15 protein-coding genes are annotated in these 10,748 nt (G+C 64.8%); 8 read left to right on the forward strand and 7 right to left on the reverse strand.

Annotation, left to right across the window (positions count from 1 at the left end):
- The coding region (locus A2J02_RS01075; protein WP_156516032.1) for a DHA2 family efflux MFS transporter permease subunit at nucleotides 1–763 on the reverse strand (763 nt) is incomplete at its 3' end.
- Between the two features lie 181 nt (nucleotides 764–944).
- On the opposite strand from A2J02_RS01075, the gene A2J02_RS01080 reads away from it, so the two are divergent.
- A complete protein-coding gene (locus tag A2J02_RS01080) occupies nucleotides 945–1,586 on the forward strand; it encodes an acid phosphatase (protein WP_068045632.1) in 642 nt (213 codons plus the stop codon).
- Nucleotides 1,583–2,059: a GNAT family N-acetyltransferase gene (locus A2J02_RS01085; protein WP_068045635.1), complete on the forward strand. Its 477-nt coding sequence runs from the start codon at nucleotides 1,583–1,585 to the stop codon at nucleotides 2,057–2,059. Before A2J02_RS01080 ends, A2J02_RS01085 begins: the two co-directional genes overlap by 4 nt.
- 9 nt (nucleotides 2,060–2,068) lie before the next feature.
- Here A2J02_RS01085 and A2J02_RS01090 read toward each other — a convergent pair whose 3' ends face one another.
- On the reverse strand, nucleotides 2,069–2,497 hold the full coding sequence (locus A2J02_RS01090) for a hypothetical protein (RefSeq protein WP_068045638.1): 429 nt from the start codon (nucleotides 2,495–2,497) through the stop codon (nucleotides 2,069–2,071).
- 61 nt (nucleotides 2,498–2,558) lie between these two features.
- Between A2J02_RS01090 and A2J02_RS01095 the strand changes: the two genes are divergently transcribed.
- The gene (locus A2J02_RS01095) at nucleotides 2,559–3,512 is read left to right on the forward strand and encodes a diacylglycerol/lipid kinase family protein (protein ID WP_068045641.1); all 954 of its coding nucleotides are present in this window, start codon (nucleotides 2,559–2,561) and stop codon (nucleotides 3,510–3,512) included.
- A gap of 264 nt (nucleotides 3,513–3,776) precedes the next feature.
- Nucleotides 3,777–4,031 (forward strand): WhiB family transcriptional regulator, encoded by a 255-nt coding sequence (locus tag A2J02_RS27010; RefSeq protein ID WP_032366305.1) that lies wholly within the window; start codon nucleotides 3,777–3,779, stop codon nucleotides 4,029–4,031.
- 130 nt (nucleotides 4,032–4,161) lie between these two features.
- On the opposite strand, the gene A2J02_RS01100 is transcribed toward A2J02_RS27010, so the two are convergent.
- Complete coding sequence (locus A2J02_RS01100; protein ID WP_068045643.1) at nucleotides 4,162–5,640, reverse strand: sensor histidine kinase; 1,479 nt, start codon at nucleotides 5,638–5,640, stop codon at nucleotides 4,162–4,164.
- Nucleotides 5,641–5,661: 21 nt separating this feature from the next.
- Complete coding sequence (locus A2J02_RS01105) at nucleotides 5,662–5,877, reverse strand: biotin/lipoyl-binding carrier protein (RefSeq protein WP_008717734.1); 216 nt, start codon at nucleotides 5,875–5,877, stop codon at nucleotides 5,662–5,664.
- A 119-nt stretch (nucleotides 5,878–5,996) separates the two neighbouring features.
- On the opposite strand from A2J02_RS01105, the gene A2J02_RS28990 reads away from it, so the two are divergent.
- On the forward strand, nucleotides 5,997–6,071 hold the full coding sequence (locus A2J02_RS28990) for a 50S ribosomal protein bL37 (RefSeq protein ID WP_370878772.1): 75 nt from the start codon (nucleotides 5,997–5,999) through the stop codon (nucleotides 6,069–6,071).
- Between the two features lie 76 nt (nucleotides 6,072–6,147).
- On the opposite strand, the gene rsrA is transcribed toward A2J02_RS28990, so the two are convergent.
- Both rsrA and A2J02_RS01115 read right to left on the reverse strand, forming a co-directional pair.
- A complete protein-coding gene (gene rsrA / locus A2J02_RS01110; protein ID WP_255183292.1) occupies nucleotides 6,148–6,456 on the reverse strand; it encodes a mycothiol system anti-sigma-R factor in 309 nt (102 codons plus the stop codon).
- Nucleotides 6,453–7,235 (reverse strand): sigma-70 family RNA polymerase sigma factor, encoded by a 783-nt coding sequence (locus A2J02_RS01115; RefSeq protein ID WP_094642309.1) that lies wholly within the window; start codon nucleotides 7,233–7,235, stop codon nucleotides 6,453–6,455. The genes rsrA and A2J02_RS01115 overlap by 4 nt, the downstream gene beginning before the upstream one ends.
- 90 nt (nucleotides 7,236–7,325) lie before the next feature.
- Between A2J02_RS01115 and ybaK the strand changes: the two genes are divergently transcribed.
- From ybaK to rsgA, 3 genes are read left to right on the forward strand one after another with little or no spacing between them, the layout of a single operon-like run.
- Nucleotides 7,326–7,817 (forward strand): Cys-tRNA(Pro) deacylase, encoded by a 492-nt coding sequence (gene ybaK, locus A2J02_RS01120; RefSeq protein ID WP_068045647.1) that lies wholly within the window; start codon nucleotides 7,326–7,328, stop codon nucleotides 7,815–7,817.
- Nucleotides 7,818–7,823: 6 nt separating this feature from the next.
- Nucleotides 7,824–9,140 (forward strand): 3-phosphoshikimate 1-carboxyvinyltransferase, encoded by a 1,317-nt coding sequence (aroA, locus tag A2J02_RS01125; RefSeq protein WP_068045650.1) that lies wholly within the window; start codon nucleotides 7,824–7,826, stop codon nucleotides 9,138–9,140.
- Entirely contained in the window at nucleotides 9,092–10,126 is a 1,035-nt protein-coding gene (gene rsgA, locus A2J02_RS01130) for a ribosome small subunit-dependent GTPase A (protein ID WP_068045653.1), read from the forward strand. The genes aroA and rsgA overlap by 49 nt, the downstream gene beginning before the upstream one ends.
- Nucleotides 10,127–10,177: 51 nt before the next feature.
- Here rsgA and A2J02_RS01135 read toward each other — a convergent pair.
- Nucleotides 10,178–10,748 (reverse strand): fatty acid desaturase family protein (locus A2J02_RS01135; RefSeq protein ID WP_197477895.1); only part of this gene is annotated, 571 nt, incomplete at its 5' end.

Here is a 10,748-nt window from a genome sequence, read left to right on the forward strand (position 1 = left end):
ACAGAACGATCAACACGAGTCCGACGATGACCGGGGCCAGTACCTTCACCGCGAGAACGGTTTCGGTTTCGACGACCGAGGACGCGCCGTAGAGGAACAGTGCGAGGCCGGGCGAGAGCATCAGCATGCCGCGGAAATCGAAGGACTCGGACGGAGTCGGGTTGTCCTTGGGGAAGATCAGCACGGCCGCGATCAGAGCGAGGATGCCGATCGGCAGATTGATGAGGAAGATCCAGTGCCAACTCGCCGCCTCGATGAGCCAGCCTCCGAGGATCGGCCCCGCGATGGGCCCGATGAGCATCGGGACACCGAGCACGGCCATCACGCGCCCGATCCGCTCCGGGCCTGCGGCGCGCGTCATGATCGTCATGCCCAGTGGCATCAGCATGCCTCCGCCGAGGCCCTGCAGCACTCGGAAGACGATGAGCGAGGTGATGTCCCACGCGAAGCTGCACAGCACCGAACCGAGGACGAACAGCACCAGCGCCGTGATGTAGAGGCGCTTGGTTCCGAACCGATCGGCAGCCCACCCCGTCAGCGGTATGACGGTGGCCAGGGCGAGCGTGTAGCCCGTCATCGTCCACGCGGCATTGGCGTAGGTGGTCTCGAAGACGTCGGTGAAGGTCCGGAGCGCGACGCTGACGACGGTGACGTCGAGTATCGACATGATGGCCCCGAGCACGACGACCCCGGCGATCTTCAGCAACGCGCCGTCGAGCTTCTCCGGAGAATCGGGCGACGCGGGCTTCTGCAGGTCGGTCATGGTTCTCCAAGTCGATGAGAAGGAGCTGTGCGGCACGACGGACAGAGCTGCGTCGCCCATGGCAGTGACGATTCGGAACGAGAGTAACCGGCCGGTAGGTCTGTACTCAATCGACAAATCGGACACATCCGCAGGTCGACTATGACAAGGGCCACATCACGCGGGCAGGCATGATCGTTCCATGACCACACACGGCGGCGTCGAGGCAGGCAGAGTCGTTCTACTCCGGCACGGCGAGACCGAATGGGCTCTGGCCGGCAAGCACACCGGTAACACCGACGTCCCCCTCACCAGCGTCGGCGAGCAACAGGCCGTCGAGGCCGGATCGCTGCTCCGATTACTGAACCTGCGCGATCCTCTGGTGATCACGAGCCCGCGAGAGCGCGCACGTCGAACCGCCGAGCTCGCAGGCCTGGAGGTCGATCGGGAGTGGGATGCGTTGTCGGAGTGGGACTACGGAGAATACGAAGGCATCACGTCGACGCAGATCCACGAAACTGTGCCGCACTGGACCGTCTGGACGCATCCATGTCCGGGTGGTGAGTCCATCGGTGACATCGCCGTACGCGTCGACATGGTGCTCTCGGTCGTCCTGCCGCTGTTGAGCGGCCGCGACGTCGTGTTGGTCGGTCACGGCCACTTCTCGCGCGCACTGATCGCCGGCTGGACCGAGGCCCCCATCACCGAGGGCAAACGCTTCGCCCTCTCGCCCGCCGCGTACTCGTTGCTCGGCTTCGAGCATTCGTTCCGCCAGCTCGTCGCGCACAACGTGCACCCGTCGATCCTCACCGCCGCCACGGCACCGAAAGGAAACCCAGGATGATTCGCCGCGCCACCGAGGCCGATGTTCCCGCCGTCACCGCTCTCGTGCACGAACTCGCCGCCTACGAGAAGTCGTCCTCGCTGTGCACCGTTCGAGACGAGCAGCTTCGCGCCGCTCTGTTCGGAGCGCAGCCGTCGGTGTTCGCACACGTCGCCGAGCACGAGGGGACGGTGGTGGGATGCGCGTTGTGGTTCCTGAACTTCTCCACGTGGGACGGAGTCAACGGAATCTATCTGGAGGATCTCTACGTGCAACCCGCCGCGCGGGGAGAAGGCTTCGGAACTGCACTGCTCGCCGCATTGGCCGCCGAATGCGTCGACCGGCAGTACACGCGGTTGGCCTGGTCGGTTCTGGACTGGAACACCCCGTCGATCGGCTTCTACCGGTCGCTCGGGGCAGATCCCCAGGACGAATGGACGACGTTCCGCCTGACCGAGGATGCATTGTCCGAGTTGGCCATCCAAGCGCGTTGAACGACTACGTCAGCGGAGGTCGTCGTCGACGTCGCTGTATTCGGCGGCCATCCACCGAGAGGACGGCGGGCTGAACAGCAAGACGAGCACGCCGACGACCACGACTCCTAGGGCGACGCCGTAGACGGTCTGGTGCGATCCGGTCAACAGCGACCACACGACGGGCAGCAGCAACAGCTGTACGACCGTGGCGATGGATCGTCCCCAGCGTTTTCCGAGGACCAGGGCAACGCCTGCGGCGCCGACTCCGATGCCCAGGACACCGAACCACCCGGCGGTGCCGTACCCGTTGGCCACTGCGTTCTCTCCCTCTCCGGAGAACGCTCGGACGAGTAGGACGATCGCGGCCACCAACGACGCCACGCCCTGCGCCGCGACGAGCGCCCCGGCGGATCGAAACGTGGCCGGCGGGGTGAGGTTCTCGGGTGAGGTGGACACGCGACCAGCCTAGGCAACCGGGAGTGGAGCGTGCGGAACGACCCGGTTAGTGTCATTGCTCGTGCGTGCGCTGCTGATCGTCAATCCCAATGCGACTTCTACGACTGCTGCGGCTCGGGATCTGTTGGCTCATGCGTTGTCGAGTCGGGTGCGGGTGACGGTTGCGCAGACGACTCATCGTGATCATGCGTCGGAGCTGGCTCGGGGTGCCCGTGAGGACGGGATGGGGTTGGTGATCGTTCACGGTGGTGACGGGACGGTCAACGAGGTGATCAACGGTTTGCTCGGGGTGCCGTTGCCGACGTCGATGCAGGCGGTGACGATCGGTGCGATTCCGCCGATCGCGGTCGTTCCTGGCGGTAGTGCGAATGTGTTCGCTCGTTCGTTGGGTATCGAGGCGGATCCGGTTGCGGCGACGAATCAGTTGATCGGGCTGCTCGATGCACGGGCGCGGCGGACGATCGGGTTGGGGCATTGCGACAATCGCTGGTTCACCTTCAACGCGGGTATGGGTCTGGATGCCGATGTGTGTCGGGCGATCGATGCCGGCCGTAAGGACGGCAAGCCGGTGTCTGCGACGCGGTATCTGCGGTCGGCTGTGCAGGAGTTCTTCAAGCACAAGCGGCAGCCGGCTCGGTTGACGGTGGAGGTTCCGGGTCGGGATCCGTTCGAGGGAGTCCACTATGCGTTCGTGTCGAATTCGAGTCCGTGGACTTATTTGAACCAGAGGCCGGTGCACACCAATCCGGGTACCGGTTTCGATTCGGGTCTCGGAGTGTTCGGTATGCGCTCGACTGCGTTGTTCCCGACGTTGCGGGTCTCTCGCCAGCTGCTTGCCAAAGGCGCAGAACCGAAGTCTCGCAAGCTGATTCGCATCGACGATGTACCGAGCGTCCGAATTTCCTCGGCAGAACCGGTCGGTTTGCAGATGGACGGCGACTACCTGGGCGAACGCACCGAGGCCGAGTTCTTCTCCACTCCCGACGCGCTGCAGGTGGTTGCGCCGAGCATGTGAGGGCAGCGTGTGCCGAGCCACACTGAGGCGCAGAGCGCACTTTCTGTGAAATCACGAGCGAAATCTGTTCACTCGGGGTACAAAGGAGCGCAGAAGGCTAAAGCGAGCCTAACAGAGTGAGCTTGACCACGGTCACGCGCGTACCCCTTGACTTCACCTGAGTTCGTGAAAGCATTCACAAGCAACAGTGCGGAAACATTGGTTACCCACTCGTGAACAGAAGAGAAACGAAACGGCGCTACGGCGCCCGGTAAGGAGCAGAGGATGGACTGGCGCCACAAGGCTATTTGTCGCGATGAAGATCCGGAACTATTTTTCCCGGTGGGAAACAGTGGTCCGGCGCTCGCGCAGATCGCCGATGCCAAAGTCGTCTGTACTCGGTGCCCCGTCACCGCTGAATGCCTGTCCTGGGCACTCGAATCCGGCCAGGACGCAGGAGTATGGGGCGCAATGAGTGAAGACGAGCGCCGTGCACTCAAGCGACGCAACGCACGTACGCGCGCACGCAGCTCCGTCTAGGACGCGAAACCAGCACACGCTCGAGGCCCGGTATCCGCTGTAGCGGATACCGGGCTTTCTGCGTTCCACGGGCCTCCAGCGTCCCTCTGGCGGTCGAAGAGCCCGTTACGCACTGTTCACCGAACGTGCATCAGGGCCTGGGCACACGCCGTCCCAGAGGAACCCTCAGCATCGCGTCGGTTCCCCCACCCGCCGCGGGATGCAGACCCAGCGATCCGTTCAGCTCCACCGAGACCAGAGTGCGCACGATCTGCAGTCCGAGGCCGTCCGAACGTTCCAGAGAGAACCCGGTGGGCAGACCGCGCCCGTCGTCGTGGATGACCACATCCAGCCATTTCGCGGACCGGTCGGCTCCGATTCGGACGACACCGGCCGACCCGGCGTCGAATCCATGCTCCATCGCGTTCTGCACCAGCTCTGTGAGCACCATCACCAAGGGCGTCGCGCGTTCGGCCGAGAAGACTCCGAGTTTGCCCTCGCGCACCACTCGCACCCTCGGATTGACCGTGGCTATATCCAGCATGATCGGCACCAATCGATCGACGATCTCGTCGAGGTCCACTTCCTCGTCCACCGACATCGACAGCATTTCGTGCACGAGTGCAATGGACGTGACTCGACGGACCGACTCGGACAACGCCGTGCGCGCTTCCTCGTTCTCGAGTCGGCGCGACTGAAGTCGGAGCAGCGCCGCCACCGTCTGCAAGTTGTTCTTCACCCGATGGTGGATCTCCCGGATGGTCGCGTCCTTGCTGAGCAGAGCACGATCGCGGCGCTTGACCTCGGTGACGTCGCGGATCAACACGGCCGCCCCGGCAGACCTTCCGCGCGGCTGCAGGGCCAGCGTGCGCACGAGAACTGTGGCACCGCGGGCATCGACCTCCATCCGATGTCCCACGTTGCCGTTGAGCGACGACCTGATGTGATCGGCCACTTCCTGCGAGTCGAAAGGGTCGGTGACCAGCGACCGCGTGACCGACGCCAGATCCCGGCCGGACAGCTCGGTCGTCAATCCCATCCGGTGGTACGCCGAGAGGGCGTTGGGACTGGCGTAGTCCACCAGCCCCTCGGTGTCGACGCGAATGAATCCGTCGCCTGCACGGGGGGACGAGTTCACATCGGTGCGCTCTTCGGGGGTGGGAAACGTGCCTTCGCTGATCATCAGACACAGGTCGTCGGCGCATTCTCGATACGCCACCTCGAGGGCGCTCGGCGGTCGAAGCTGCGCGGGATTGGTATCGCGGGTCAGCACCGCGATGACGTGCTCTCCGCAACGCACCGGGATGCTCTCGGTTCGCGTCACCACGCCTCCGTGCACGATCTTCCGCTGCTGCAGCGCGACCATCACATCGGGGTGCTCGGATTCGGAGATCGTCGTTCCCACGATGTCGTGAGTGAAGACCGTGGGCGCGGTCGTCGGCCGGCACTGGGCCACACACAGCACGTCGGCAGTCCCACTGGAGACGTCGTCCGTGCCGACCCACAGCAGCACATCGGCGAACGAGAGGTCGGCCAGCAGCTGCCACTCGCCTACGACGCGTTGGAGATGGTCCACCGCAACACCGGGGAGGTCGGTGTGCTCGGCGAGAAGGTCACTGAGGGTCGACACGAGATCTCACGTGATCGTTGCTCAGGACACGACGGCGATGAGGTCGCCCTGCTGAATGACGTCGCCCACCGCGACGTCCACCGACGTGACCGTCCCTGCGGTCTCGGCCAGCACCGGAATTTCCATCTTCATCGATTCCAGGATCACGAGGGTGTCACCGACCTCGACGGCATCGCCTCGGGCCACGACCACCTGAAACACAGTGGACACCATTTCCGCGCGAACGTCCTCGGACATCGGCGAACCCCTCTCTCACGTCACCACGAACTGCGCTGGACACCCATATGAGACCAGGCCCGTCACAGTAAGCCAATCACACGTGGGAGACTGTAGTGAACAAACGAGAGGAGCCCATCATGGGAAAGCGTGGACGTAAGAAGCGTGCTCGTAAGGGCAACAAGGCCAACCACGGCAAACGTCCCAACAGCTGACGGTTTGCCACAAGCCGCGAGGGGCCGAGAAGCGACTGCTTCTCGGCCCCTCGTCGTTTGTGAGTAGGAACTGCGACTACTCGGAGTCCGTCTGGCGGATCAGCACGGTTCGTCGAATTTCGACGCTGAGTCGTTCGCGCAACCCGGCCGGTGCCTGGTCTCCCCCGCACTTGCGTGAGATCAGCCGCTTGACCTTCTCTTCGATTCCGTAGGCCTCGAAGCACGATCCGCATTCGTCGATGTGCTTCTGCAGACGGGATCGGCTCGCTTCGTCGCATTCGTTGTCGAGCATCACCCACACGTCCGCGATCACCGCCGAGCAGTCGAGGCGCTCGAACTGTGCGTCGCCGTCGTTCCCGCCGTCGATCTTTCCGGTGCCCGTCACTGGACTACCTCCTGCTCGTGCCGGTCGACTGCGCCGTCCCGGTTGAAACCACGCTCGCGTGCAACCCCTGCCAGCAGGCCCCGCAGCTGCTTGCGTCCGCGGTGCAGACGCGACATCACCGTGCCGATGGGAGTGCCCATGATCTCGGCGATCTCCTTGTACGGGAACCCCTCGACGTCGGCGTAGTAGACAGCCATCCGAAATTCTTCGGGAAGAGACTGCAGCGCCGCCTTGATGTCGTCGTCCGGCAACGCGTCCAGAGCCTCGACCTCGGCGGAACGCAGCCCCGTCGACGTGTGTTCGGCGGTGGCGGCGAGCTGCCAGTCACTGATCTCGTCGGTCGGGTACTGAGCGGGCTGACGCTGCTTCTTGCGGTAGGAGTTGATGTAGGTGTTGGTGAGAATTCGGTACAGCCACGCCTTGAGGTTCGTGCCCTCACGGAACGACCGGAAAGCCGAGTAGGCCTTCACGAACGTCTCCTGAACCAGATCCTCGGCGTCGGCGGGGTTGCGCGTCATACGCAGAGCTGCGCCGTAGAGCTGATCGAGCATCGGCAGCGCGTCGCGCTCGAAGCGCTCGGTCAACTGCGCCTCGGTCTCGGCAGCTCTGCGCTCCGCGATCGCCTTCTCGTCGTCCACGTCAGCGACGGGATTGCTGGCTTCTGTCACGCTGATCCCTTCGATAGCTTCCACCGCCCAGGCTACCGCGCCCGAAGTCGACTTCTGCGAAGAGATCACCCCCTTCAGCGCGAGGGGACGTCCCGCGGTCAGCACTGCCATTCGTCATTCCTTCCACCTGCATTCGTATCTGTTGTTGCACAACACGGCGTCGTGCCGCCGTGTTCCCGCCCGATCGCTAGAGTCCCGTGAATGGCTGCGTCCACACCTGCTCTCGCGCTGCTCACCGCACGAAAAGTGGCGCACACCGTGCATTCGTACGACCACGACGCACGGGCGCAGTCCTACGGCGAGGAGGCGGCACAGATACTCGTCGAACGACTCGGCGTTCGGCCCGAACAGGTCTTCAAGACTCTCGTCGTCGAACGAGCGGATCGCTCGCTGGCGGTGGCGATCGTCCCGGTGACGACGACGCGCTCGCTCAAGGCCGCGGCCGCCGCGCTGTCCACCAGAAAGATCACGATGGCCGACAGGACTGCCGCCGAGCGCTCCTCCGGGTACGTCTTCGGCGGTATCTCACCTCTCGGCCAACGCAAATCCCTGCCCACCGTGATCGACGTCTCGGCCCTCGGTCTCGAGACGATTCTGTGCAGTGGAGGTCGGCGCGGACTCGAGATCGAACTCGCACCGGCCGATCTCGTCCGGCTCACAGCCGCTACATCCGCGCCCATCGCCGCGCGCTGATCCCGAATGAGAGAAGATGGACGGGTGAGCAATTGGACAGCCCCCGCCGCCGTCGCACCCGTCGACGCGACAGTCACTCTGCCCGGATCGAAGTCGATCACCAATCGCGCACTGATCATCGCCTCGCTCGCCACCGGCTCGTCGACGATGACCGGTGCCCTGCGCAGCCGTGACACCGATCTCATGATCGACGCCCTGACAACCTTGGGCATCGATATCGAGGCCGCGGAGGACGACAGGACGTCGTTGCGGGTGACTCCGGCACCGCTGCACGGCGGAGCCGTCGACTGCGGGCTGGCAGGTACCGTCATGCGCTTCGTGCCACCCCTGGCTGCGCTCGCCGCTGGCGAAGTGTCGTTCGACGGCGACGAGCAGGCACGTATCCGACCGCTCGACACGATCCTCGACGCTCTGCGCGCGGTGGGGGCCGAGATCGACGCCAGCGCGCTGCCGTTCACGATGCGTGGCACCGGTTCGCTGCGCGGCGGATCGGTCGAGATCGACGCCTCGGGCTCTTCGCAGTTCGTCTCCGGTCTGATGCTCTCCGCTGCGGCCTTCGACGAGGGAATCGAAATCCACCACATCGGCAAGCCCGTTCCGTCGATGCCGCACATCGACATGACCGTGGAGATGTTGCGGCGTGCGGGCGTGCGAGTCGATACCCCCGAGTCCGGTGGTGACGCGAACACCTGGCGGGTGCACCCAGGCCCGGTCGCGCCGATCGACTGGACCATCGAGCCGGACCTGTCCAACGCCACCCCCTTCCTTGCTGCAGCGGTGGTGACGAAAGGCAGAGTGCGCGTGCCGAATTGGCCCGAATCGACCACTCAGCCCGGCGATGCATTCCGCGAGATACTCACCCTGATGGGCGCTCGGGTCGACCTGACCGCAGGCATCCTGACCGTCGAGGGCCCGGATACGTTGCGCGGCATCGATTTCGATCTGCACGATATCGGCGAACTGACCCCTACGGTCGCGGCGCTCGCCGCACTGGCCGCGGGGCCGTCGATTCTGCGTGGCATCGCCCATCTGCGTGGCCACGAGACCGACCGACTCGCTGCACTGACAACCGAGATCGTCCGACTCGGCGGACGCGCCGTCGAGACCGACGACGGCATCCGAATCGATCCGGCACCGCTGCACGCAGGCGTCTGGCACTCCTACGCCGACCACCGCATGGCGACCGCAGGCGCGATCGTCGGCTTGCGGGTACCCGGGGTCGAGGTGGACGACATCGGCACCACCGCCAAGACGCTCCCCGGTTTCGAAACGCTGTGGGACGCAATGCTGTCCGCACCGACACCGAGCGGGGTCGGCTCCTGACCGCGCGCCGGTACGACGAGTCCGACGTTCGGATCCGACCGGGCAAGAGTTCGCGACCACGGACCAAGACTCGACCCGAGCACAACGACGCAGAAGCAGGCATGGTCGTGTCCGTCGACCGCGGCCGCTGGGGATGCGTGCTCGATGGTGACCCGGCACGGCCGGTCGTGACGATGCGCGCCCGCGAGCTGGGCCGAACTCCGATCGTGGTGGGAGACGAGGTCGGTATCGTCGGAGATCTGTCGGGCAAGGTCGACACTCTGGCTCGCATCGTGCGCGTGGCCGAGCGGCGGACGGTGTTGCGTCGCACCGCGGACGACACCGACCCGTTCGAGCGCGTCGTGGTGGCCAATGCCGACCGGCTGCTCATCGTCGCCGCGCTCGCCGATCCACCTCCTCGCACCGGCTTCGTCGAACGAGCACTCGTGGCGGCGTACGTCGGCGGACTCGAACCCGTTCTGTGCCTGACCAAGAGCGATCTGGCCGACCCCGAAGAATTCACCGCCGCCTTTTCCGATCTCGACGTACCGGTGGTGCTGGCGGGCCAGTCCGAGGACCTCACGGAGCTGACCTCGATGCTGACGAACTCGGTGACCGCGCTCATCGGACACTCGGGCGTCGGAAAGTCCACGCTCGTCAACCGGCTGGTGCCCGACGCCTATCGCGCCACGGGGGTGGTTTCGGGCGTCGGCAAGGGCCGCCACACCTCGACACAGTCGGTGGCGCTACCGCTTCCCGGCGGCGGCTGGGTGGTGGATACTCCCGGGATCCGGTCGTTCGGACTGGCGCACATCTCCCCCGAGAACGTCGTCGCAGCGTTCTCCGACCTGGCCGACACGATCGAGAACTGCCCCCGAGGATGCACGCACCTCGGCCCGCCCGCCGATCCCGAGTGCGCCCTCGACTCCCTCACCGGAGACGCAGCTCGACGTGTTGCTGCGGTGCGCCTCCTGCTCGAAGCCGTTCGAACGAACGAAGCCTGGTAGCAACCACCCGCTCGGGGTCGGTTGCCACCAGGCTCCAATTCGGTGCAGGACTTACGCGGCCTTACCGACCAGCCTGCGAATTCCCTTGCGCTTCTTCGTTTCTGCGATGGCGGTGCGCAAACCACGACGCTTGCCGGTTTCGGGATCGACGGTGAACAGGCCCGCCGGCGCGTCGGCCCACTTACGCTCGGACGCAGTCTCGGGGGCGTCGTCGCTGGTCGCCCTCAGGTACTTGTTCGGCAGCGACAGCTTCGCGATGGTTCTCCAGGACAGGAAGTACTGGTGAACGATCGAACCGGTCGTGTACGGCAGGTCGTACTTCTCCGCCAGTTCGAGCACCCGAACCTTGATCTCCCGCAGGCGGTTGCTGGGGAGGTCCGGGAACAGGTGGTGCTCGATCTGGTAGCAGAGGTTGCCGCTCATGAACTCCATGACGGGACCGGCATTGAAGTTCGCGCTGCCGAGCATCTGACGCAGGTACCACTGCCCCTGCGTCTCACCCTCCATGTCGGACTTGGTGAACTTCTCCGCACCGTCCGGGAAGTGGCCACAGAAGATGACGGTGTTGGTCCACACGTTGCGGATCATGTTGGCGACGATGTTCGCCGTCAACGTGCTCTTC

Source organism: Rhodococcus sp. EPR-147 (assembly GCF_001647185.1).
Lineage (GTDB): Bacteria > Actinomycetota > Actinomycetes > Mycobacteriales > Mycobacteriaceae > Rhodococcoides.